The following is a 24,490-nucleotide window of genomic DNA, read 5'->3' as shown; positions in this document are numbered from 1 at the left end:
GATCAATGCCAATTCGCAGCAATCACCGTATTCAGTTGCTCACGCTGGCTTTGCGTGAGGTTGATTTCTCCTCCTGCCGGCGCGCCGAACGTGGCCATCGCGTTGACCAGGTTGTCCACGGCGTTCGCGTACAACGACGCCCCACCCGCCTGGATGACGTCGATTTTCTGAGCTGAACCCAAGTACCAGTCCTTGACCGTTACCCGATCATCTGAGCCCGTCACATCGATGACCAGGTTATTGCCGTCGCGAGAGAGCCAGAGGTGGGTGGTCGAGATACCTTCAATGCTCAGGACATCGGTGTCATCCGGTGTCGCGGAGAAGTTGTTGATGATGTCTTGCCCGTCGCCCGCGGCGAAAACGTAAATATCAGCACCGTCTCCTCCCTGGAGCAGGTCATTGCCTTTGCCCCCCTGCAGTCGGTCACTGGCACTGGAACCCGTGAGGGTGTCATTGCCCGCTGTACTGGCCCTGGCCGTCATCTGGTCGCTGGTCAGCAGCGAGCCGTCGGCGAACTCGAATCGCTCGATCCGGTAGCGGCCGCCGGTGGTGTAGAACCAGTTATTGAGGGTCACCTGATCCTGGCCGTTGCGATGGTTCAAGACCAGGCTGTTGCCGACCCGGGAGACGGAGAAGTCGGAGGTCAGAATCCCCTCGCCGAATTTCAGGATGTCGGTTTCCGAGCCATAGACGTTGTCGTCGTTGATGGTGTCTCGGCCATCGCCGAGCTTGAAGAGGTAGGTGTCGCCGCCGGCACCGCCGTTCAGCACGTCGTTACCCGTCCCTCCTTCCAGGACGTCCGCGCCGGCGCCACCGGTCAAGGTGTCGTTCCCCGCGCCGCCCACCAGTGACTGGTTGAACGCCGCGCTGACACCGGTCAGCACATCGTCTCCGTCGCCTCCGACCAGTTTCAAGAGCGGAGCGGCGACCGTGGCGCTGGTCCAGACAGTACCGTCCGCAAACTCGAACCGGTCGACCTGGTAACGACCGCTGTTGGCATAGAACCAATTGTTGAGGGTCACCTGATCCTGGCCGTTGCGATGGCTCAGCACCAGGTTGACGCCAACACGCGTGACCGTGATATCAGAGGCCAGAATGCCTTCACCAAATTTCAGGATATCGGTTTCAGAGCCGTAGACGTTGTCTTCGTTGATGGTGTCCCGGCCGTCGCCCAGCTTGAAGAGGTAGGTGTCACCACCGGCACCGCCGTTGAGGACATCGTTGCCGGCGCCCCCCTCCAGCACGTCGAATCCAGTGCCGCCGTTCAGGGTGTCGTTTCCGGCACCTCCGGACAAGGACTGGTTAAACGCGGCACTGACGCCCGTCAGGACGTCATCGCCCTCGCCTCCCACTTGCGTGAGCAGCGAGGTGGCCAACGCGGCACTGGTCCAGACAGTACCGTCCGCGAATTCGAACCGGTCGACCTGGTAGCGGCCGCTGTTGACCGAAAACCAGCTGTTGAGGGTCACCTGATCCTGGCCGTTGCGATGGCTCAGTACCAGGTTGACGCCGACGCGCGTGGCCGTGATATCGGAGGCTAGAATGCCTTCCCCGAACCTGAGGATATCGGTTTCAGAACCGTAGACGTTGTCTTCGTTGATGGTGTCGCGACCGTCGCCCAGCTTGAAGAGGTAGATATCGCCGCCAGCACCGCCGTTGAGCACATCGTTACCGGTACCGCCTTCCAACACATCGGTACCGGAACCACCATTGAGGGTGTCGTTCCCGGCGCCGCCGGACAGTGACTGGTTGAACGCTGCACTGACGCCCGTCAGGACGTCATCGCCGTCACCACCCACCTGCTTGAGCAGCGAGGCGGCCAACGCGGCACTGGTCCAGACAGTACCGTCCGCGAATTCGAACCGGTCGACCTGGTAGCGGCCGCTGTTGACGGAGAACCAGCTGTTGAGGGTCACCTGGTCCTGGCCATTGCGATGGCTCAGCACCAGGTTGACGCCGACGCGCGTGGCCGTGATATCAGAGGCCAGGATACCTTCCCCGAACTTCAGCACATCGGTTTCCGAGCCGTAGACGTTGTCTTCGTTGATGGTGTCGCGACCATCGCCCAACTTGAAGAGGTAGATATCGCCGCCAGCACCGCCATTAAGCACATCGTTGTCCGTACCGCCGTCCAACACATCGGTACCGGAACCGCCATTGAGGGTATCGTTCCCGGCGCCGCCGGACAGGGACTGGTTGAACGCGGCGCTGACACCTGTCAAAACGTCGTCACCGTCACCGCCCACCTGCTTGAGTAACGTGGTGGCCAAGGCCGCACTGGTCCAGACTGTGCCGTCGGCGAATTCGAACCGGTCAACCTGATAGCGACCGCTGTTCACAGAAAACCAACTGTTGAGGGTGACTTGATCCAGGCCGTTGCGATGGCTGAGCACCAGGTTGACGCCCACGCGCGTGGCGATGATGTCGGACGCCAGAATGCCTTCCCCGAACTTCAGCACATCGGTTTCCGAGCCGTAGACGTTGTCTTCGTTGATGGTGTCGCGGCCATCGCCCAGATTGAACAGGTAGGTGTCGCCGCCCGCGCCGCCGTTGAGTACGTCATTGCCGGTGCCACCCTCCAGTAGATCGGCACCCGCGCCCGCGGTGATGATGTCATTGCCCGCACCGCCACGAATGACTTGCGACTGCGCACTGCTGACGCCCGTCAGCACGTCATCGCCGTCTCCGCCCACCAGCTCCAGCAGTTGCTTGGACACCTCGGCGCTGGTCCAAACAGTGCCGTTACTGAACTCAAACCGCTCGATCTGGTAGCGCCCGCTGTTGGTTGCAAACCAGTTGCTGAGGGTGATCTGGTCCTGGCCATTGCGGTGGCTCAGCACCAGGCTGGTGCCCACCCGAGTGGCCGTGATGTCGGAGGCCAGAATGCCCGCGCCGAACCTCAGGATGTCGGTTTCAGAACCGTAGACATTGTCTTCGTTGATGGTGTCGCGGCCATCGCCCAATTTGAAGAGGTAGGTGTCCCCGCCGGCGCCGCCGTTCAGGATATCGTTGCCGGTACCGCCCTCCAGGACATCGGCTCCCGAACCGCCGTTGAGGGTGTCGTTACCGGCGCCTCCCGACAACGACTGGTTGAATGCAGCACTGACGCCGGTCAGCACATCATCACCGGCCCCACCGACTTGCGTCAGCGTGAGGGTCGTCAAGGCAGCACTGGTCCACACGGTCCCGTCGATGAACTCAAAGCGCTCCACCTGGTAGCGACCGCCGGTGGTGGCAAACCAATTGTTGAGGGTCACCTGGTCCTGGCCATTGCGGTGACTCAATACCAGGTTGATGCCCACTCGCGTGGCCGTGATATCGGAGGCCAGAATACCTTCCCCGAACTTCACAACATCGGTTTCGGAGCCGTAGCCGTTGTCCTCGTTGATGATGTCCCGGCCATCGCCCAGCTTGAAGAAATAGATGTCCCCGCCAGCGCCGCCGTTGAGCACATCGTTGCCCGTGCCGCCGTCCAGCACATCGCTACCGGAACCACCATTGAGGGTATCGTTCCCGGCGCCTCCAGACAGGGACTGGTTGAACGCAGCACTGACCCCCGTCAGGACATCGTCGCCCTCTGTGCCCACCTGTGTCAGTAGCGAGGCAGCCAGTGCCGCGCTGGTCCAGACTGTGCCGTCGGCGAACTCGAACCGATCGACCTGATAGCGGCCGCTGTTGGCCGCGAACCAGTTGTTGAGGGTGATCTGGTCCTGACCGTTGCGATGGCTCAGTACCAGGTTGATGCCCACGCGGCTGGCGATGAGATCCGATGCCTGAATACCTTCGCCAAACCTCAGGACATCGATTTCGGAGCCATAACCATTGTCTTCGTTGATAACGTCTTGCCCGTCGCCCAGATCAAACAAGTAGAGGTCAGCGCCCGCACCGCCATTCAAGACATCGTTGCCGGTGCCGCCCTCCAGCAAATCGGCCCCTGCCCCTGCGGTAATGACATCGTTGCCTGCCCCTCCTCGAATGACTTGCGACTGTGCACTGCTGACACCGGTCAGCACGTCGTCACCGTCTCCCCCCTGCAGGTCGAGCAAGCGCGTGGAGAGTGCTGAGCTGGTCCAGACCGTGCCGTCGGCGAACTCAAACCGCTCCACCTGATAGCGCCCGCTGTTGGTAGCGAACCAGTTGCTCAGGGTGATCTGGTCCTGACCATTGCGGTGGCTCAGCACCAGGCTGGTGCCCACCCGGGTGGCCGTGATGTCGGAGGCCAGGATGCCCGCGCCGAACTTGACGATATCGGTTTCCGAACCGTAGCCGTTGTCTTCGTTGATGGTGTCGCGGCCGTCGCCCAGCTTGAACAGGTAAATGTCCCCGCCAGCGCCACCGTTCAGGATATCGTTGCCGGTACCACCCTCCAGGACATCAGCTCCCGAGCCGCCGTTGAGGGTGTCGTTACCGGCACCTCCCGACAGCGACTGGTTGAACGCGGCACTGACGCCGGTCAGCACATCGTCCCCGTCACCACCCACTTGCGTCAGTATCAGGGTACTCAAGGCGGCGCTGGTCCATACGGTGCCGTCCGCAAACTCGAACCGCTCGACCTGATAACGACCGCCGTTGGCATAAAACCAGTTGCTGATCGTGATCTGATCCTGGCCATTGCGATGACTCAGCACCAGGCTGGTGCCCACCCGGGTGGCCGTGATGTCGGAGGCCTGAATGCCTTCGCCGAACTTCACCACATCGGTTTCGGAACCGTAGCCGTTATCTTCGTTGAGGGTGTCGCGGCCATCGCCCAGCTTGAACAAGTAGATGTCCCCACCGGCACCACCGTTGAGCACATCGTTGCCGGTTCCGCCTTCCAGGGTATCGGCGCCAGCGCCGCCCATCAGCGTGTCGTTCCCTGCACCGCCAGACAGCGACTGGTTGAAGGCCGCGGTCAGCCCCGTCAGAACATCATCCCCCTCGCCGCCGACCTGAACCAGAAAGGGCGCGGTGACGGCAGCACTGGTCCAGACTGTACCGTCCGCAAACTCGAACCGCTCGACCTGATAGCGACCGCCGTTGGCATAGAACCAGTTGTTGAGGGTCACCTGATCCTGGCCATTGCGGTGGCTCAACACCAGGTGGACACCGACGCGGGTAGCGGTGATGTCCGAAGCCAGAATGCCTTCACCGAACTTCAGGACATCGGTTTCCGAACCGTAGCCGTTGTCTTCGTTGAGGGCGTCGCGGCCATCGCCCAACTTGAACAGGTAAATGTCCCCGCCGGCGCCACCGTTGAGCACATCGTTGCCCGTACCGCCCTCCAGCACATCAGTCCCCGAGCCACCGTTGAGGGTGTCATTGCCGGCACCTCCCGACAGCGACTGGTTGAACGCGGCACTGACGCCGCTCAGCACATCGTCCCCGTCACCGCCCACTTGCGTCAGTATCAGGGTACTCAAGGCGGCGCTGGTCCATACGGTGCCGTCTGCGAACTCAAAGCGCTCAACCTGATAGCGGCCGCCGGTGGCGTAGAACCAGTTGCTGAGGGTGATCTGATCCTGGCCATTGCGGTGGCTCAGCACCAGGCTGGTGCCCACCCGGGTGGCCGTGATGTCGGAGGCCAGGATGCCCGCGCCGAACTTGACGATATCGGTTTCCGAACCGTAGCCGTTGTCTTCGTTGATCGTGTCGCGGCCATCGCCCAGCTTGAACAAGTAGATGTCCCCGCCGGCACCACCGTTGAGCACATCGTTGCCGGTTCCGCCTTCCAGGGTATCGGCACCAGCACCGCCCATCAGCGTGTCGTTCCCTGCACCGCCAGACAGCGACTGGTTGAAGGCCGCGGTCAGCCCCGTCAGAACATCATCCCCCTCGCCGCCGACCTGAACCAGAAAGGGCGCGGTGACGGCAGCACTGGTCCAGACTGTACCGTCCGCAAACTCGAACCGCTCCACCTGATAACGACCGCTGTTGGCATAAAACCAGTTGCTAAGGGTGATCTGATCCTGGCCATTGCGGTGGCTCAGCACCAGATTGACACCGACGCGAGTGGCCGTGATATCGGACGCCAGAATGCCCTCACCAAACTTCACGACGTCGGTTTCAGAGCCGTAGCTATTGTCTTCGTTGATCGTGTCGCGACCATCGCCCAGCTTGAACAGGTAGGTGTCGGCGCCTGTGCCACCGTTGAGGATATCGTTGCCAGTCCCGCCATCGAGTAGGTCGTTCCCGGCCCCGCCGCTCAGGGTGTCGTTGCCGGAGCCACCTTCGAGCCGATCATGCAGGTTGCCGCCCAGGAGTTCATCATTGCCGGCGCCGGCAATCAGCACGTAGCTCTTGTCGTTCAGGGCTGTCAATCGCTCATCACCGGATGATCCGACGATCAGATTCGGTACGCGGGTGAACAGATCCGAACGCTCAGCGCTCGACAGGCGGCTGACCAGGTCAGCCAGCAAATCAGAGGAGGCGAACCTGTCCTTCACATCCTGAATATCCCTGAAGTGAAACAAGTCGATCACAACCAGTTCCCGAGAGGTGCCCTGTGCCTGCTCAAACGCGAGACTGAAGGCTGTCGTGACCGCCGCGAAATCGAGTGATAACCCAGACGGTGTCAGCGTCAGATTCATTGCCTGGAAATAGGGCTTCAGGCGAATCTCAAACACAAATGACTCCGCGATGTGGCTTCTGAGCGTCTCATAAGCCTGCATCAACACTTCAGCCGAGTTGGGCCCCGGGTTAGGCAACCCCTCATTGGTTCCACTGCCCTGGATAAAAGACTTCGCGAGAAAGGCTTCGAGCGCATAGAGTTTTCGGCCATCGGCGAGGTACTCCCCCCGACTGTTGGCGGCGTAGGCATCGGCCCCCGTCCATTTGAAAATCAACTGATCGATCAGGTCCCCGCTTTGCGCTGAATAGACGTCCTGTTTCAAGGCCTGGACCAGGCTAAGCAGAACACCGGAGCTGTCTTTGGCCATGGCCTGGTGCAGGCTTTTCACGTTACCCAGGCCTGCGAAGTCCGGCAGGTTTGCAATCTCTTCGGACACCGCCACCGGCGCAGCATCGACGGTATTGAGCCGATCGGCGTTGAACCAGATGTCATTCATGCTGCGAATGACCCCGTTCGCATCCGTGTACTGCCCGACCTGGAGCGCCTTGTTCCCCTGCGGGTCGATGGCTGAGCCATTGCTGTAGGCTGTGTTCAAACTCGCGATATTCGCCGCGCTCAGGCTAAGCAGTTCACCGGCGTCGACCTTCGCATCACTGTTGAGGTCTCGCCAGATCTGCAGGGTGGAAAAGGCGCTGTCGTTAGCGTCGATTTTCCCATCATGATTGCTGTCCAGCTCAGCCAGCGCTGCAAAACCGTTAGTGGCCCGCTGCCCGTTCGACAGGATGGAATTATTGCCAAAGAGTTCACTGCCATTGTCTATCTGCCCGTTACCATTTCGGTCCCAGACCAGCAGGCCATCATCCTTCCCAACCCAGCCTGTGGTTTCTGAAGTGCCGTTACCATCATGATCAAAATGGATGCCGGCGTTCACACTGATGGTTTCAACGCCATCGCCATCCAGGTCCAGTATCAGGGGCGACACGGTGCCTTCGGCCTGGCCAAACAGTGCCGATAACAGCGAGGCCAGGCCCGCCCCAATACTCGCGCCGCTAAAATCATCACCCCGTTTAACGCCCAGGGACTCAGCTCCACCGTTGTCCCACAGCCAGCCCCAGAACTTGCTGGCTGCGAACCCGGCCACGATTGAGGCCGCAGTCGCAAGCAATACGGGAGCCCCTACGGCGGCCATGGCGCTGGCGGCAAGCGAACCAATGGCCATGCCGGCCAATACGGTGACTGCCGTCTTGCCTACCTCATACGCGTCCCCGGTGCTCATCGCCGTGCCCAGTTGGGCAATGTTGATGGCGGGCCCCAGCACGGACGCCAGGCGACTGAGGTTGGTTGCCAACGCACTACCGGCATTGGCATTGCTCATGATCTGATTGGCCTCCCCCATGGCACTTTTTGCAATCGACTCATAGGCCTTGGCCGTCGCCGTCGCATTTTTATACAACGGGGAGTCAGGCAGGTCGGCATACTGCAACGCTTCCTTGGCAGCCGCAGCCGAAGCCTTCATGGCGTTCTGTGCCAGATGGTGCTGATAAGCGGCGTCTGCGAGCGCTTTTTTGTTCGCCTCAGAGAGCGTTCCGCCATAGGCTTCTTGAATCGCTTTTTCAATCCCACCTTTCACTGCTTCGGCAGAAACGCCAACGCCGTCCCACCAGTCAGGTTCAAACGTGGAATAATTGATTTGCGAATCGGCCATGGCACACCTCTCTTATTTTTTAGAAATGAATCTTTGAGAAATTCCTGATCCACCAGTACAGCGAGGCCAAGCCAAAGCCCAGCCAAAAAGACAATAAGAATGCGTAGATAAGTTGCAAAAGCCTTGATGCGTGAATGCACAAGTTCAAGCACTTCTCTTCAGCGGGAAGGGCCACACTGAATAGCAATAATGGCGGCAAGAGATACAGCGCAACGATCAGGGGCTTGAGATGCCGTTTAGGGGAGTTGCGCGACCCTATAAAGGCCAGCTTGTATTTGTCCCAGCCAGCAACAAGCACGGCATAGTAGATCGACGCATAGGCGAAAAAAGAAAACAGCACCCTTGTATTTTCAGGAAACGAGGACCTGCTGGCCCAAACGTCTATTGATGGAAAAACAAGCACGGGCAGCCACGTGAACAACTTCAATGCACCACTTAAAGACACATACTCATCAGGACTTAAATAAACCAGAAGAGCCGCTATAACCAGTGGTAGCCAAAAGGCCCAACGCCGCACAAACCCATCTTCGGCGACAGCTTGTATAACTTTTGGGTCAGAGGGTATGTACATAATTCATCCTGATTGCCTTGCATTGTTAAGGGGTGAGACAACAGCAAAGCCTGGCGAGAAGCCTCCAGCTCCAGGGGGAAACCAGTGTTTGAGAGGATTAGATCGCGAACGAACGCAGGCGCCGCCAGCGCACACGAAGGCTCGCCAGCGGGCAAAAGTCGGGGTGAATACATTCGGCAGGAACGACCACGTGAACGGAGCACACTGATTGACCGTAGCATCCATGCGACTGCAGCTCCGTACCATCACCAACATGGGATTTGTGCTGCGAGCATAGTCAACGGAAAATCGACTTGCCTGTGGCGACTTAGAACAAAAAGCTATAGCTAAAGCATAATAATGTAACCAAATCCATGCACCTGCTTGGCGATTCCAGGGGTATTGATTGCGGTCTTCGCCCAATCGGCGGATGACCGTATACGTAGGCATCTGTGGAGCGTTGGTTCGAGCAGAGAGCCCGGATTCGCACCTACCAGGTCACAAATGCCGACCATGCCATCGTGGCGCGCGCCGTGGCCCCTCCATTGCGTGCAGCCCATGACGGTGAATCCATCGAGGGTGTTGCTGCCCGGGGCGACAACCTGCGCCTGGCGATGAGCGCCGTAGTGGGCGGTTTTAAAAAGCGCCTCTAAACGATATGATTTTGCCATCACTCAGCAGTCAGGCTTTTTTTAGCTCATGGAAGAACAGATTTTTTTGCACGGTATCGCTCTTAAAAACTATAAAGGCATTGGAGCGGAAACTGCGTTCATCGCGCCATTTCGGCGGTTCAACTTTTTCATAGGCCAGAACAACGCAGGAAAGTCGTGCGTATTGAATTTCATAACACATGAGTTAGATTCGATATTCGAGAATGAGGAATCCAGACATCAACAAAGCCTAAAAAGACTGGACATTCATTTAGGTGCTAACGCAAGCGAAGTAAATTTAGCCATCGGCATTCCTGCCATACACTACAGCCAAGCGATTGAAGCAGTCGACAACCTTAGAAAAGATGAAAAACAAGATCTTTCCGAAATAATAAATTTCATAAAAAAACATGAAACCATCTGGATCACAAATAATTTCTCCAGCCTTTCTCCTTTAAAGCATTTTGATGAAAAATCCTTAGAGAGACATCTATTACTACATACAACTAAAAATGCACTCATGAATCTCTGGGAACGCGTCACAACCGATAAAAGAGATTTTGCACAGTCAGTCCTTATTCAAAAAATCACTCACTGGATAGTAAATCTATTGAGTCCATCACAACCCAAAGTCAATCTTATCCCAGCCATTCGAAGTATCTCTACCAAGGGCGAATCCTTCTCTGACTGGAGCGGCAAGGGTCTGATTGAAGAGTTAGCCAAGCTTCAAAACCCTAGCTTTCACGAACGCGAGCAACGTCAGAAATTCACTCGAATCAACGACTTTTTGAAAACCGTCACGGAGGCTGAAACGGCGGAGATCGAGATTCCCTACGATAGGGAACACATCCTGGTGCACCTGAATGACAAGACGCTACCCATCGAGTCGCTGGGCACCGGTATTCATGAAGTGGTCATGCTGGCGGCGTTCTGCACGCTGGCCGAAAACCAGATCGTCTGCATTGAAGAACCTGAACTGCACCTGCACCCGATCCTGCAGCGGCGGCTCGTGAAATACCTGGAAGACAACACCACCAACCAGTACTTCATCGCCACCCACTCGGCCAGCATCATCGACATGGTCGACGCTTCGATTTTCCATGTATCCAACGTGGAGGGATGCAGCAAAATCGAGCTGTGTCTGACTTCAAATAACAAATCCAACGTTCTCCAGGACCTGGGTTACAAGGCCTCTGATCTGCTCCAAGCCAACTCGATCATCTGGGTGGAGGGCCCCTCTGACAGGGTCTACATCAACCACTGGTTGCACCAGGCCGCCTCTGATCTCGTCGAAGGCATCGACTACTCCATCATGTTCTACGGCGGCAGGCTGCTCAGCCACCTGAGCGCGAACGACTCCGAACCTAGCCAGGAAGACCTGGACGCCCTCATTGCCGTGAGACGACTCAATCGCAATCTGGCGATCGTGATCGACAGCGACATGGCATCCGCCCAGGACACCGTGAACCAAACAAAGCGTCGAATTAAAGAAGAAGTTGAGCAGGACGGCGGCATCGTCTGGATCACCGCCGGTAGAGAGATCGAAAACTACATTCCCGAAGACACCCTGACCGATGCCTTGAGCAAGGCCTACAAACACTTCGCAAAACGGCTGGAGACGGGGCCGTTCGACCATGTCTTGCCCTTCGAGACGAAAGCACAGAAAACATTCAAGGACGTCGATAAAGTCAAAGTGGCGAAGCTCGTCAGCGAAATCTCCATCTGTGAATACCCTCTCGACCTGGAGGAGCGGATTCAGGCGCTCGTCCAAATGATCAGGAAGGCCAATCGATAAGGACCAGACGCCTCCACATATCACCATTCGCACTGTTCGTACCTTTCATCGACACAGGCACTGCGTACCGGAAAAAATCTGTAGCAGTTGAGCTTTTGACAGCACCACTCGGAGTTATTCATTGTGTCGGGGCATACCGCTGACATTGTCAGCACCCTGCCGACGTAGCCCGGTTCTGGAAGCTACGATGCGCCATTGCGCATGATCTTCCCAAGTCGCAGCGCTTCCGGTAGTGCGACTGATCGACTGCTATTGCAGTCGATGGAAGCACTGCTGTCGCTTCACCGTTCCCCCCTACGGGCCTCGCCCGTAGGGGGCAGGCCCTCCCCGAAAATCTGGAGGTCTGATGAAAACGGAAATGACGATGTACAAGGTGTTGCTCGAAACCGGCGTCTCAGAAGAAATCGCTACTGCGATCCTGGGCGAGTTGAGCATTGAAAAGCATAGGGTTCTGCCCTTCGAACCCGGCCGCGTGCTGGCCACTCAAGGCGTCAAAAAGCTTGAAAAACAAGGGATCAGCACCCTTCTCTACTTGATGCTCAATCTGGTCAGTGATGTGAGCAAATTGAGTGAGCAAGACCAACAAACTCATACCCACGCACTGCAAAGTGGCGGTCGGATCATCTCAGTCTTCAATGATATCGAGGCCGAGAACGGCACCACGCTTTACATATACACCGCAGGGGACAGAAGCTACACGCTCCTGCTTCTGTCCCAGGACCGTTGGATCATGGACTCAGTCTGACCGAGGCCCATCTACCGCCGACTTACCTTTATGGTTTTCGCTCTCAGGATCTCGATGGTGAAGGCAGCACAAGGCGACCTCCTTGGTGCCCAAATAGAACAGTTCATCGCCTGTAAGCGACCTTGTTAACGCCCGTCCGGCACCGCCCGAAGCAACCCGTTTGGGTGAAATCACAGTGTTAAGGATTTGGGCAACGCCGCCGAAACAACGTCTGGGAGATGGCGTAATCTTGCGTCTGGCTGTTCAGCCGCCCGATCGCCTAGGAACGTTTCATGCGAAGGACGCTGTGCAGTGTTTTAAGCCTGACAATTCTCACCTCTTTGCTATCGGGCTGCACGACGGTACCGGCCAGGCCGGCGATGACGGGGCCTCAGGTCTATGGCTACACCCTCAATCAGCAACTGACCGCAGAACAACTCCAGAAGCTGACCGACTCCGGAAAGAGCATTGTTGGCTCCTTCAAGCTATACCAGCAACGCCACGAAGACGGCAGTGTGCTGGGGATCTATGCGGACTCCAAGCTATGGTTGGACACCGTGACCAGCACCAGCCGAGAGTTCTCTACCGAGAGCGATTGTCAGGCCGCCCTGGAGGCGGACGGAGCGCAAGTCAAAGCGGTGATCGATGAGTTCAATGCCCAGCGAGGAAACCCTCAAGGCACACCACGGCAAGTGGGGGATGTGTATGCCGCCCAGGCGGCGGACGCCTGCCAGCGCATCGGTGACCCAGGTGCGGGGGCTGACGCCTACCGCTATACACTCTGGGTCACGCTGCGAACCGAAACCTCAGCACTCGATCAATTCTTTCCACGCAAGGTCGAGGAAACTCATATCTCCGTCTGGAGCCTGGCAGCGTTCGCAGTTTTGATAACAGCTACGATAGCTGTCATAGTCATGTCGAAAGGCGCTGGTCTCGGGAGTTGCACGTCCTATCAGTCTCCCAACTATCCCCCCTCCAACGATCCATACTCCAAAAAAGAGTGCACCAAGGAACTCAAGGGACAAGACAACTGAAAGCGTCCCTTCAATACCGCTGCTTGGACACTGGGGACTCGATCAGGACTCCAGATCATTGCCAGAGTAAACGCAGGTCCATACTCTGCCCTCTGGGTCCCGAGCCTCAACGCTGAACGCGGCACCTGCTGGTCTTTGCCCTACTCTAGCCCCTCCCCGCAATCGCCCGAAAGACAGACCTCATCCTCGACCTCTCTGCCGGCAGGCACTACTCACGGGAACTTCAGCCATGGAGGAGTCGGTGACTATTCGAAAGAAAGCCCCCTACCCGCTCGTTCATTTGCAACGATGAAAGGGTGGGCACTTATGGATGACGAAACACTACCTCGATACCCTTGAATAGAAAGGTCGTTCGGTAGCCGAGCATTGCTGGACTGCCCCCCGCAGCGTGACGGCTCTGAGCCTGTACGCAAAAGCACCTTACCATTGCAAACTCAAAGCAATAGAGACCACGCGTGAGAAACCTATGCTGCCCACCTTATTATTGTGGGCGCTGCTAGACGCCGAAAACTGAATGCTCGAACAGATGATCCTGCTGCTCCTTCAAGGCCCCTGCCTAGCGACCTTTCACCATTAAAAAACTAGTAACAGGCTACTTTTTCAGTTAATGAATCCATAACAATCGAAAAAAATAGCATAACATCCTGCCATAGACTCGACATTTAGCATTAACGACTTTGACGGCAAACAGCTACAACACAATACTGTGAGCACTTGAATCGACGATAAATACATGTCGTCCAGCGACACCAATTTCGCGTTTGCGGAGATCAGTACCATGAACGAAATCGATGATTTTAAAGTCTCCGCTGACGCCCGCCCCCGCAAACTCGACGCCATCGACGTGCAGATTTTAAAGCTGCTGCAGAAGGACGGGCGGGTGACCAATCAAGCGCTTGCCAAACAGGTTCACCTGAGCCCTACCCCTTGCCTGGAACGCGTTCGCCGTTTGGAACGGGAAGGTTTTATCCAAGGCTACCAGGCTATCGTTCAGGCCGACCAAGTCGGTTATCCGATGCTGATTTACGCCTTCGTGCATTTCGATCGCTCAGTAGACGACGCCTACGGCAAGTTTCGTAAGGGGATCGCCATGATCGATGAAATCGTCGAGTGCCACATGATAACTGGCGACGTCGATTTCATAATGAAAATCCGCATTGCGGACATCGCAGCTTTCCGTCAATTACTGGAAGAGAAAATACTAAAACTTCCAGGCGTTCGCATCACCCACTCTTACGTCTCGATGGGTGAGGTCAAGAAAGGCGCTAGCGTTCCTATCTCGTTGTAAGTTCCTTTGATTATCGGTATTCCCCCACGGGACGGCATTCGCACGCCTGAACGTTGACCTTTGAGTGGCAAAACAACAAGAGAGTCGCGACATGAACAATAAAACTTTCAAGTCAGGCGCCGCGTTCATCGACGGCGTATTCGTCCCGATCGCCAGTGCAAAAATATCGGTGCTGGACTGGGGACTCCTGCACTCCGATGCAACCTATGACGTCGTGCACGTCTGGGACGGCGCATTCTTCCGCCTGACCGATCATATCCAGCGTTTTGAAAGCGGTATGGCACGCCTGCACATGAAAATCCCACATAGCGCCACCGACATTGTCGACATCGTCACCCAATGCGTGCGGCTGACGGGCCTGAAGGAAGCTTATGTAGAAATTGTTTGCACACGCGGTGTACCGCCGGTCGGATCAAGAGACCCGCGCGATTGTGTCAACCGTTTCTTCGCCTTTGCCATTCCATTCTCATGGATCGCCAATCAACAACAACGTGAGAAAGGCTTGCGCCTGCACATCAGCCAGGTACAGCGAATCGCTCCGGAATCAGTCGACCCGACCATCAAGAACTATCACTGGCTGGATCTGACCCGGGGCCTGTTCGATGCCTACGCCCATCACCAGGACACCGCCGTCCTAGTTGATGGCCAAGGCAACGTGGTTGAGGGGCCGGGTTTCAATCTGTTCGCCCTAACCGATAAGGGCTTGGTGACACCGTGTGCAGGCGTACTTGAAGGAATCACCCGGCAAACGGCGATCACCCTGGCCCGCCAAATGGACGTCGAAGTGTTGCTACGGGCGCTGTCTATCGAAGAGTTACGCGGCGCCCATGAAGTGTTCATCACCAGCACTGCCGGGGGGGTGATGCCGGTGTGCTGGATTGATGGCGTCGCGGTGGGCGACGGCCGGGTCGGGGTGGTGACCCAACAGATGACCCAGCTCTATTGGGACGCGCACAAAGACCCGCGTTACTCCACTCTCGCTTACTGATTCCGGCGTCATGGAGGACGCGCACAGTGGTCGAGGGTTTGCCCGAGACCCACACAATAAAAACAATCGAGAGGTCACCTAAGGTGAACGAGAACGTCGCAAGCTATGAGGCGGTGAATGGCAGCAATGCCTTGGCCGCTGGATTGAAACAACGTCACATCACCATGATTTCCATTGCCGGGGTGATCGGTACTGGTCTCTTTGTGGGATCTGGACACGCAATCGCCACCGCAGGCCCCGCAGTAATGGTGTCATTCCTCTAGAGGCAATAGCGGCTGGTGCCATCTTAAATTCCTGGTTACCAGGCATTGCGACGTGGCAATTCGCGTTGGTGGTGACGCTATTACTTACTGTGACGAACTTTTTTAGCGTGGCCAAATTCGGTGAATTCGAGTTCTGGTTTGCCATGCTCAAAGTACTGGCCATCATAGCGTTCATCGTGGTCAGCGGCTGGTCTCTACTAGGTGGATTCAGTCCGAGCCAGGAGTTGGGGATTACTCGCGTAATGAACGCAAATGGCGGCTTCGCCCCCAATGGTATCCAGTGGCGGTGTCCCTTACATGGCAGTATTGGGTAGCACCGTGGTAGGTTTTCTAACCATCCTCCTCAATTACTTCGCCCCGGAGAAAATCTTCAGCTTTCTGCTTGCAACCTCGGGTGCGATTTCACTCTGGCTTACCTGGTTAGTAATCGTATTCATCGCGGGATGTCTGATCTACATGACTTACCTCCCAGCACATCGGGCTGAAATGCTCTCCACTGCGGCACTTACTGTCGCCATCATTGCCATCAGTTTTGTAAGTCGCAGTCGACGTCTTCAGCGCTGACACTCCTGCCATAAAAGCCGGCCCACTGCATCGACAATGGGCTGGCTTTTTCCATACCACTAGGTAGTCAAAATATGCGGAGGGGGGGCCCGCAGATGAGCGCTCGCTATTTGGGTGCTATCCAGGCAATAGGCGATGCAACTCTTGCGTCGCTTTGGCCACTGTCAGCTAGCGCTTTGGCTACAAAGCCATTTCCCACCAGGCGGCTGATAAAGTCTTCGATGTATTCGGCAGCGATTTTCCGTGCCTTTGGGACGGCCATCGCCTGGCGAATTTCCGTGAAGTTGTCTGCCAGCACTCTTACTCCTGAGGCTGAGTGCGCAAACTGCTCCAATGGCTGTCGAACCCCTGCTGCTGCTTCCAACCCAAGCTCCAGAAATAGATCCACAGCACTCGCTGAAGTCTCCCCTCTTACGAGCTCGGCATACTGCAGGGTGCGTGACAGATAGAGGTCGTAGGCGGCACCTCGGCCTACAGAAATTCTGTGGCCTTGCGTATCCAAATCAGATGCACTTTCGAAAGGGCTTTCTTCATGGACGAGGTAAGTGCCATCAATGCTCACATAAGGACTGGAGAAGGCGATCTTTTCCGCGCGTACAGGCTCGATAGCAAGAAACGCCAAATCCCAAAGCCCGTTTTCCAAGGCCGCAAACACTTTCCCGGCAGCATCGTATGGCGTCAGCTTGATGGCGATCCCCAATTCCTCTGCCAATTCATTTGCGAGCGCAACTGAGACACCGCCCATTTCTCCAGTGACTTCATCGCGCTGGGCCAAAACTGGATTGCCCAGATTGATGGCTACGTGGAGCTCCCCAGTTGGAGCCAAATCACCACGCACTTCAGCAATATCGAAACTCATAACTGCTCACTTCCTTCAGATTCTGGAGATGTATCGCATTTGCCTCGCTGTCGACCACTCACAAACTTCCCGACAATCAAGACCAACATCGCACCGATAAACCCCGCTGCGTAATGAGACCAAGACGGCAGACTTGGAAGACTTACGTCACCGACAGCCATGCTGCCCGCGATCCATCCAAGCAACGCTGCCCCGAGCGTGATAACCAGTGGAAATCGATCCATAAAGTGAAGCACCAGCTTGCTACCCCAAATGATGATTGGGATGCTGATTACGATGCCGAAGATCACGAGCTCCAGACTGCCACTGGATGCTCCAGCAACCGCAACAACATTATCCAGGCTCATGACCGCGTCAGCGACAATGATTGTTTTAATTGCCCCCCACAGCCGAGGACTGGCTGCAAGGTTGTCGTGTGCATCCCCCCTCTCAGGAGTCAGCATCTTGATACCAATCCAGAGAAGCAGCGCTGCGCCGATGAGTTTGAGGTAAGGCAACTCCAACAATTGTAATGCGAAGAAAATCATCACAATCCGAAGGACAATGGCGCCAAGCGCTCCTCCAATAATGGCGCGATTTCGCTGAGCCTCTGGGAGCTTGCGACAAGCCAAGGCGATGACGACCGCGTTGTCACCGCCCAGCAAAATATCGATGGCGATAATTTGCGCGACTGCCAACCAGAACGTTGGCGAATTCAAGAGTTCGATCAAGGTAGGTACTCCAGCCCGGGCTAATCGGCCAGTCAGGTCGTTTTGAAAATCATGCAAACCGGACTGCCGGTCTTAATCGTCTGGCCATTTGCGGTAAGGCCACCCGAATTCCTGTCAACGTCGAATGCAACGATGCCGTCAGTCTCTTCGTTGGCGACGAACAGGCGAGCACCATCCGGCGTCAAATTCATGAAGCGTGGTTTACGACCTTGAGAAGGAATATGCCCCTGGGCAACAAACTCGCCACCTTCATTGATTGCAAAAATAGCAATGCTGTCGTGACCACGGTTCGACACGTACAGATGCTTGCCGGAAGGTGCGATGACAATCGCTGCAGCCCGACTATTACCTGTGAACGTCGATGGCAATGTGGGCAGGATTTCCTTTGCTGTGAGTGTCCCCTGATCGGCCTTGTAGGCGTAACCAGTGACACTACTGTCGAGCTCATTAACGACATAGGCATGCCGGGCGTCAGGAGTGAAGACGATATGACGTGGGCCCGCCCCCTCTCGTGCCTTGATCATGCTGACCTGAGTCGCTTCCAGCTTCGCGTGGCCGTTTCGAACGCGATAGACAAAGATCCCATCGAGGCCTTTATCGGGAATAACCAAAAAGCGCCCTGATGGATCAAATGGAATCATGTGGGGGTGACTGCTGCATTGCTCAACTTTATGAGGGCCAGCTTCACCTGGTAAGGATTCAACGTGGGCCAAAACACCTAAGCTGCCGTCCTCCAGAACAGGAAATAAGGCAACGCTGCCGGTCGCGTAATTGGCGACGGCCAAAAATTTATTGGTGGGATCAACGCTAAGGTGAACAGGATTTTTTCCTTGAGTACCGACGGTGTTGAGCTTGGTCAACTCGCCAGACTCTGAGTCGATAGCGAAGGCGCTAACTTCACTCTGATCACCGTGGACACAATAAAGATGAAACTGCGTCTTATCGAAGGTCAGAAATGAGGGGTTAACCAAATCATTCAGCGTTTGTACTAGCGCGCATGCTCCGGTTTCGGGGGCGTACCGATAAACTGTGATGCCTACGCCTCGCGCGTTTCGCTCTTTGGTTGTTCTGGAGCCGACGTATGCAAACCGAGGAGTCTGAGCGGCTTTATTATTCGCCATTTTGTTTTCATCACCCGTTGAAGCTGCGCTTGCAGAAATGTTGAAGCAGCCAGCCACGGCTCCTCCTGCCGCAATGGCAGATAGTTGAACGAATCGGCGGCGATGCATGAGGTGACCAGGGAATTGGGAAGAGCTCATGGCAGGTATCTCTTTTGTTTTTATTATCGAATTCAAATATGTGCATGCTGAGCTCGGCCCGACATGCACACCCGTAAATCAGACAACTTCGGGGATACGTACCCAGCCTTCCATCAACCGACGAGCACTGCGGCTCATGACTGCTTTTTCAACCACCCAGGCTCCTTCGTCCAGGACGGTTTTCGCTCCTACAGCGACGCTGCCTGCTGTGTGTCCCATGCGTACCTGGCGATCACCGATATCGCCGACAATGCGATTGACCAATGTGCCATCTAGCGCGGCTGCAACGGCAACAGCGACAGCGCCGGTTCCAGTAATCGCGTGGTGAAGCTTGCCCATTGAGAGAATCCGAGCGATCACGTCGATATCGCTTGGTTCTACCTGCTTGCCGCCCGCTGCTTGATAGGCTTGTGGCTTGGCAACCATGCATAGTTTTGGAGTATGAGGACGCAAACGCGTTGCCTCTTCGGCGCTTTCGGCCAATCCCATTGCTATCGTGCAATGAGCACGAATGGTCTCAAGTCGCGCAAGCAACTGTGCGTCGCTGTTCACTTGGTCTTGAGTTTCTGTACCTTTCAACCCTACCTTTTCAGCATCGATGAAGATGGTCGGATTACCAGCATTCAATAGTGTAACGGGGAAATTGCCGAGACCCGGAATGTCTAACTCGTCGACGGCATTGCCCGTCGGCAGGATGCTGCCATCTGAACCACCAGGGTTAAGAAACTCAAGGACGACTTCGGCGGCAGGAAAAGCTACTCCGTCGAGGACAAAGCCACCTTCCTCCTGAACCTCACCATTGCGCATAGGAACGTGGGCGATGATTCGCTTCTGGATATTGGCCTGCCAGATCCGGACGACCGCCATGCCATCACGTGGCGCATCTACCAGCCCTTCGGAGATCGCGTAAGGGCCAACTGCCGAGCTCAGATTCCCGCAGTTACCAGACCAGTCGATTACCGGCGTCTCGATTGCTGGCGCACCAAACAGATAATCCACATCACAATCGTCCCGGCTGGATTTACCGATGACGACGACCTTGCTGGTACTGGAAGTAGCGCCGCCCATACCGTCGATCTGCTTGCCGTACACATCCGGACTACCAATCACACGAAGCAGGATTGCATCACGCTCGGCGCCCGCCGGTGGCAGGCACTCGTCAAGGAAGAAAACGCCTTTGCTCGAACCACCACGCATGTAAACGGCAGGAATACGTCTTTGGGTCATTTCAAATTTACTCCAACGGATCAGCGTTGCATCAGTTAACGGATGCGTTCTTCATGCTTTCGATCAGAAGCTGTGGCAGCAAACCACCACTTCGGAAGTAGCGGACGTCTTCGAAGGTATCCAGACGACTCACGACTGTGACGCGCTCTTTCTCACCCTTCTCACGCTCGATCACCAGCGTGATTTTTGCGCCCGGTTGGAAGTCTTCTGCGATGCCTTCAACGCTGAATGTTTCGCGTCCGTTCAGGCCCAGACTCTGTCGAGAAACACCGTGCTCAAACTGCAGAGGGAGAATGCCGAGGCCAGCAAGGTTGGTGCGGTGAATGCGCTCGAAGCTTTCAGCCACGACCACACGAACACCCAGCAAGCGCGGGCCCTTTGCAGCCCAGTCACGGGAGGAACCACTGCCGTACTCTTTGCCAGCAACAACGATCAGAGACTGCTTACGCTGTGCATAGATCTCAGCGGCCTGGAAAATGGTGGTGACTTCCTTCTCTGGCAGAAGCAAAGTCCATGGGCCTTCACGACCATCTTCAAGCAGCTCATTTTTCAGACGTGGACTTGCAAAGGTCGCACGCTGCGCCGCTTCATGGTTGCCACGACGCGTACCATAGGAATTGAACTCCGGTACTGAGATGCCGTGCGACTGCAAGTACTGACCGGCATCGCTTTCTGGAAGAATTGCGCCAGACGGAGAGATGTGGTCGGTCGTGATGTTGTCCGAGAGCATGGCCAGCACACGCATGTTGCTGAGATCTTTGGTAATGTCTGTCGCACTCACTGCATCGCTCCAATATGGAGGTTTGCGGATGTAGGTGCTGTTCGCTTGCCAAGCATATTGATCGCTGACGCCCGCGCGCAGATCACTGGCAATCAAGCCCGCTTCACGCGGAACATCTTCGTAGGCTTTGTCGAACAAATCGGCAGTCAAATTATCTGCTTCGATTTGAGTCAGCTCCTCATCGCTCGGCCACAACTCGTGCAAATACACCGGCACCCCGTTGTCGTCGAGACCCAGAGCATCCTTTTCCGGATCGATCAGATAGGTACCTGCAATTGCGTAAGCAACGATCAGCGGCGGTGACATGATGAAGACTTCGCGTGCCAACGGGTGAACACGGCCTTCAAAGTTACGGTTACCGGAAGTAGCAGCTACGGTTTCCAACTTGCGAGTACGGATTTCTTCTTCGATTTCAGGGCTCAGCAGCGGGCCAGACATACCGTTGCAGGTGGTGCAGCCATAACCCACCAAGTTGAAACCTAGAGCGTCCAGATCTTCATTCAGGCCAGATTTTTCAAGGTAGTCAGACACCACCATCGAACCAGGAGCAAACGAGGTTTTCACCCATGGTGCTCTTTTCAGTCCACGCTTACGGGCATTTCGTGCGACCAGCCCGGCTGCGATAACGCCACGAGGGTTGGAGGTATTGGTGCAACTGGTGATGGCTGCGAGAACCACGGAGCCATTGTCCAGACCTGATGGAAGATTCGTGGCGGGAGCCTTTTGTCCCAACACGATGCGTTGATGGGGTTGCTTTGGCCCAGCAATCGAACGCGCAACAGAACTGAGATCCAGTGTCACAACGCGGTTGTATTCGGCATCGGCAAGACTGTCATGCCACAGACCTTGTGCGCGTGCGTACGCTTCCGTCAGGCCCGAAATCTGACCGCCACGCCCCGTCATACGCAGGTAGGACAGCGTCCGATCATCAATTGCGAACATTGCCGCTGTCGCACCGAACTCTGGCGCCATGTTCGACAAGGTTCCACGGTCTGCCAGCGATAGCTGCGGAACACCTGAGCCGAAGAACTCCAGGAAGGAACCGATAACACCTGCCTTACGAAGTTGCTCAGTCAATGCCAGCGCAATATCGGTAGCAAGATAACCTTGAGGCAAGGTGCCTTCCAGGCGCACTCCCACAATTTCCGGCAACCGCAGCATCAGCGATTTGCCCAGCATTGCAGCTTCGGCCTCGATACCACCAACACCCCAGCCCAACACGCCAATGGCATTGATCATTGTTGTGTGGCTGTCAGTACCTACCAGCGTATCCGGGAAAGCCCACAGCTCGTTGCCACGACGCTGAGTACCCACAACGGTGGTCAGGCGCTCAAGGTTGATCTGATGAAGGATGCCTTTACCCGAGGGAATGATCGAGAGATTGCTGAAAGCTTTGTTACACCAGTCCAGAAACTGGAATCGCTCGGCATTACGTTCGCGCTCGATGGCCTCGTTATCAGCAAGAGCACTGGCATCACCCCAACGCTCGACGTTAAGCGAGTGATCCACAACAAGGTGAGTTGGGGTGACAGGGTTCACCAGGCGCGGATTACCGCCCTTCTCGGCGACGGCATCTCTCAATCCAGCGAGGTCAACCAGTGCTGGAGTACCCAGCAGATCTTGCAGCACAACCCGAGCAGGACGGAACGGGATGTCGAATTCTTTGGAACGGGCGCAAATCACCTTCAATGCGGCTTCAGGATCAGCCTCACCACGCAAGACGTTCTCGGCAAGGATTCGCAAGCTGTAGGGCAGCTTTGCGTAATCACCGCCCAGGTCAGTCACAACCCCACGGATATCGCTGACACGGTACTCGATTCCGTTTGCATTAACGGTTCGACCCTTTGACATAGGCATTGGCTAATCCTCACAGACTGTACGAGCAATGTTTTCGTGAGGGCAATATTGCACTTTGTCGTGATATAGGTCAATGTTGATTCATCCGATGCATCTCAACCCCGAGATCGGACGTACCCCAACCAACAATTTCTACTGTGCACAGTCCCTCCTCCGACGTAGCGCCCAGTTAGGTACGGTAGAAAAAATAAACATAAGAAAGTCGAGGCTCACCATGATCAAGCTCCCATGCCCCAGCTCCGCCCTCACGCCCATTCGTATCGAGCCAGTCTCGACTTGAGAATCTTTGCTCCAGAACAGCTTCGCGCTGATGAGAGCGACATACGTCTTAAGAAAATGGGAGTTCGACCGTGTTAACAATCCTTGGCTTCTCAATGGTCATCTGTTTCATGTTCTTGATCATGACAAAGCGCCTGTCTGCGCTTATCGCATTGATCCTGATACCTATCGTTTTCGCTTTGATTGGCGGTTTCTACACTGGTCTCGGCGGCATGATGCTCGACGGCGTCAAAACCCTCGCGCCAACGGGGGTGATGCTGACATTCTCGATTCTTTACTTCGGCATCATGATTGACGCTGGGCTCTTTGATGGGCTCGTGCGTTTCATCCTGAAACTGGTGAAGGGAGACCCTCTTAAGGTCTTAGTGGGAACAGCAGTACTTACGATGCTGGTATCGCTGGATGGGGATAGTTCGACCACCTACATGATTGCCTGCGCTGCTTTCTTGCCGCTTTACCAGCGACTCGGAATGAACGTGCTTGGCATGACGTGCTTGGTCAACATCGCAAGCGGAATCATGAACATCTCACCGTGGGGTGGCCCTACTGCCCGCGCCGCAGCGGCGTTGCATGTCGACGCCATGGAAATATTCCTGCCAATGATTCCTGGAATGTTGATCGGAGCCGCCTGCCTCGTGTTCACCGCCGTTATCCTGGGCCGTAAAGAGAGAGCCCGACTTGGCATCATCCACCTGGATGACTTTCACAACGGCTCCATGGCATTGGGTCATGGATCGGCAGAGGAATGCGAAGGAAACCGTCGCCCTAAGATGTTCTGGCCAAACCTGATCCTGACTTTGGCTCTGATCGCATGTTTGATCGCAGGCGCCATGCCGATCCAAATACTTTTCATGGTCGGCTTCGCTATTGCGATCATGCTCAACTACCCAAAAATTGAAGAGCAAAAAGCGCGTATCGCAGCACACGCCGCCAACGTGCTGGCGGTTACAGCTGTCATTTTCGCAGCAGGTATTTTCACTGGGATATTGTCGGGAACCGGCATGGTGGACTCCATGGCAAAGAGCCTGCTGCATGTAATCCCTCCTAGCTTCGGCCCGTTCCTGGCAGTCTTTACAGCTCTAGTTAGCATGCCCTTCACGTTCTTCATGTCCAACGATGCTTTCTATTTCGGAATCCTGCCAGTCATCGCTCAGACCGCAGTCCAATACGGCATCACCCCACTGGAAATCGCTCGCGCCTCGGTTGTTGGTCAGCCAGTACACTTGCTCAGCCCGCTGGTTCCCTCTCTCTATTTGCTTGTTGCGCTAGCCGAAGTGGATCTTGGGGATCACCAGCGCTTTGCACTGAAATGGGCCATCCTCGCTAGCTTTGGTTTACTGGTAGGCGGGCTGTTGTTTGGGGCATTCCCCTTCTATCAAGTCCGTTAACGGAAACTTTCGGCGCAGCAAA

At 55.8% G+C, this 24,490-nt stretch carries 15 protein-coding genes and 1 pseudogene; 9 read left to right on the top strand and 7 right to left on the bottom strand.

The window, feature by feature from the left end:
* Positions 1–2 precede the first annotated feature (2 nt).
* A complete protein-coding gene (locus ACL9RJ_RS07650) occupies positions 3–8,252 on the bottom strand; it encodes a calcium-binding protein (RefSeq protein ID WP_422765088.1) in 8,250 nt (2,749 codons plus the stop codon).
* A 19-nt stretch (positions 8,253–8,271) separates the two neighbouring features.
* Positions 8,272–8,823 carry a hypothetical protein gene (locus ACL9RJ_RS07645; RefSeq protein WP_177066365.1) on the bottom strand — a complete coding sequence of 184 codons (552 nt, stop codon included), beginning with the start codon at positions 8,821–8,823 and terminating at the stop codon, positions 8,272–8,274.
* 431 nt (positions 8,824–9,254) lie between these two features.
* Here ACL9RJ_RS07645 and ACL9RJ_RS07640 point away from each other — a divergent pair, with 431 nt between their 5' ends.
* The 8 genes and pseudogenes from ACL9RJ_RS07640 to ACL9RJ_RS07605 all read left to right on the top strand — a co-directional run bounded on the left by ACL9RJ_RS07640 (position 9,255) and on the right by ACL9RJ_RS07605 (position 16,108).
* A complete protein-coding gene (locus tag ACL9RJ_RS07640; protein ID WP_146049251.1) occupies positions 9,255–9,455 on the top strand; it encodes a hypothetical protein in 201 nt (66 codons plus the stop codon).
* A 46-nt stretch (positions 9,456–9,501) separates the two neighbouring features.
* A complete protein-coding gene (locus ACL9RJ_RS07635) occupies positions 9,502–11,247 on the top strand; it encodes an AAA family ATPase (RefSeq protein WP_422765087.1) in 1,746 nt (581 codons plus the stop codon).
* A gap of 346 nt (positions 11,248–11,593) precedes the next feature.
* Positions 11,594–11,992 carry a hypothetical protein gene (locus ACL9RJ_RS07630; RefSeq protein ID WP_017127212.1) on the top strand — a complete coding sequence of 133 codons (399 nt, stop codon included), beginning with the start codon at positions 11,594–11,596 and terminating at the stop codon, positions 11,990–11,992.
* A 272-nt stretch (positions 11,993–12,264) separates the two neighbouring features.
* Positions 12,265–13,005 carry a hypothetical protein gene (locus ACL9RJ_RS07625; protein WP_017127211.1) on the top strand — a complete coding sequence of 247 codons (741 nt, stop codon included), beginning with the start codon at positions 12,265–12,267 and terminating at the stop codon, positions 13,003–13,005.
* A gap of 778 nt (positions 13,006–13,783) precedes the next feature.
* A complete protein-coding gene (locus tag ACL9RJ_RS07620) occupies positions 13,784–14,293 on the top strand; it encodes an Lrp/AsnC ligand binding domain-containing protein (RefSeq protein WP_042935793.1) in 510 nt (169 codons plus the stop codon).
* 91 nt (positions 14,294–14,384) lie between these two features.
* Complete coding sequence (locus tag ACL9RJ_RS07615; RefSeq protein WP_103033097.1) at positions 14,385–15,281, top strand: aminotransferase class IV; 897 nt, start codon at positions 14,385–14,387, stop codon at positions 15,279–15,281.
* Between the two features lie 164 nt (positions 15,282–15,445).
* A pseudogene (locus ACL9RJ_RS07610) lies at positions 15,446–15,819 on the top strand (GABA permease); the annotation flags it as partial.
* Positions 15,797–16,108 carry a hypothetical protein gene (locus tag ACL9RJ_RS07605; protein ID WP_017127207.1) on the top strand — a complete coding sequence of 104 codons (312 nt, stop codon included), beginning with the start codon at positions 15,797–15,799 and terminating at the stop codon, positions 16,106–16,108. The pseudogene ACL9RJ_RS07610 and the gene ACL9RJ_RS07605, both read left to right, overlap by 23 nt.
* A 106-nt stretch (positions 16,109–16,214) precedes the next feature.
* On the opposite strand, the gene ACL9RJ_RS07600 is transcribed toward ACL9RJ_RS07605, so the two are convergent.
* From ACL9RJ_RS07600 to ACL9RJ_RS07580, 5 genes are all read right to left on the bottom strand, one after another.
* On the bottom strand, positions 16,215–16,967 hold the full coding sequence (locus tag ACL9RJ_RS07600; RefSeq protein WP_017127206.1) for a transporter substrate-binding domain-containing protein: 753 nt from the start codon (positions 16,965–16,967) through the stop codon (positions 16,215–16,217).
* Positions 16,964–17,677, bottom strand: coding sequence for a TerC family protein (locus tag ACL9RJ_RS07595; RefSeq protein WP_017127205.1), 714 nt, complete (start codon positions 17,675–17,677; stop codon positions 16,964–16,966). Before ACL9RJ_RS07595 ends, ACL9RJ_RS07600 begins: the two co-directional genes overlap by 4 nt.
* A 32-nt stretch (positions 17,678–17,709) precedes the next feature.
* Positions 17,710–18,936 (bottom strand): lactonase family protein, encoded by a 1,227-nt coding sequence (locus tag ACL9RJ_RS07590; RefSeq protein WP_422765086.1) that lies wholly within the window; start codon positions 18,934–18,936, stop codon positions 17,710–17,712.
* A 78-nt stretch (positions 18,937–19,014) separates the two neighbouring features.
* A complete protein-coding gene (prpF, locus tag ACL9RJ_RS07585; RefSeq protein ID WP_177128761.1) occupies positions 19,015–20,163 on the bottom strand; it encodes a 2-methylaconitate cis-trans isomerase PrpF in 1,149 nt (382 codons plus the stop codon).
* A gap of 31 nt (positions 20,164–20,194) precedes the next feature.
* Entirely contained in the window at positions 20,195–22,801 is a 2,607-nt protein-coding gene (locus tag ACL9RJ_RS07580) for an aconitate hydratase (RefSeq protein WP_042935766.1), read from the bottom strand.
* Between the two features lie 350 nt (positions 22,802–23,151).
* Here ACL9RJ_RS07580 and ACL9RJ_RS07575 point away from each other — a divergent pair, with 350 nt between their 5' ends.
* A complete protein-coding gene (locus ACL9RJ_RS07575; protein WP_042935765.1) occupies positions 23,152–24,468 on the top strand; it encodes a CitMHS family transporter in 1,317 nt (438 codons plus the stop codon).
* Positions 24,469–24,490: the final 22 nt, after the last annotated feature.

It is taken from the genome of Pseudomonas sp. Mn2068 (genome assembly GCF_049319725.1).
Classification (GTDB): domain Bacteria; phylum Pseudomonadota; class Gammaproteobacteria; order Pseudomonadales; family Pseudomonadaceae; genus Aquipseudomonas; species Aquipseudomonas gingeri.
Note: the sequence above shows the minus strand (reverse complement) of the source record. Positions and strands in the feature narration are given on the sequence as shown.

Excerpts from the sequence above, each read along its gene's own strand:
- ACL9RJ_RS07650 (WP_422765088.1), bottom strand. The coding sequence starts at position 8,252 with ATGGCCGATTCGCAAATCAATTATTCCACGTTTGAACCTGACTGGTGG.
- ACL9RJ_RS07645 (WP_177066365.1), bottom strand. The coding sequence starts at position 8,823 with ATGTACATACCCTCTGACCCAAAAGTTATACAAGCTGTCGCCGAAGAT.
- ACL9RJ_RS07635 (WP_422765087.1), top strand. The coding sequence starts at position 9,502 with ATGGAAGAACAGATTTTTTTGCACGGTATCGCTCTTAAAAACTATAAA.
- ACL9RJ_RS07630 (WP_017127212.1), top strand. The coding sequence starts at position 11,594 with ATGAAAACGGAAATGACGATGTACAAGGTGTTGCTCGAAACCGGCGTC.
- ACL9RJ_RS07625 (WP_017127211.1), top strand. The coding sequence starts at position 12,265 with ATGCGAAGGACGCTGTGCAGTGTTTTAAGCCTGACAATTCTCACCTCT.
- ACL9RJ_RS07620 (WP_042935793.1), top strand. The coding sequence starts at position 13,784 with ATGAACGAAATCGATGATTTTAAAGTCTCCGCTGACGCCCGCCCCCGC.
- ACL9RJ_RS07615 (WP_103033097.1), top strand. The coding sequence starts at position 14,385 with ATGAACAATAAAACTTTCAAGTCAGGCGCCGCGTTCATCGACGGCGTA.
- ACL9RJ_RS07605 (WP_017127207.1), top strand. The coding sequence starts at position 15,797 with ATGGCGGCTTCGCCCCCAATGGTATCCAGTGGCGGTGTCCCTTACATG.
- ACL9RJ_RS07600 (WP_017127206.1), bottom strand. The coding sequence starts at position 16,967 with ATGAGTTTCGATATTGCTGAAGTGCGTGGTGATTTGGCTCCAACTGGG.
- ACL9RJ_RS07590 (WP_422765086.1), bottom strand. The coding sequence starts at position 18,936 with ATGAGCTCTTCCCAATTCCCTGGTCACCTCATGCATCGCCGCCGATTC.
- prpF (WP_177128761.1), bottom strand. The coding sequence starts at position 20,163 with ATGACCCAAAGACGTATTCCTGCCGTTTACATGCGTGGTGGTTCGAGC.
- ACL9RJ_RS07580 (WP_042935766.1), bottom strand. The coding sequence starts at position 22,801 with ATGCCTATGTCAAAGGGTCGAACCGTTAATGCAAACGGAATCGAGTAC.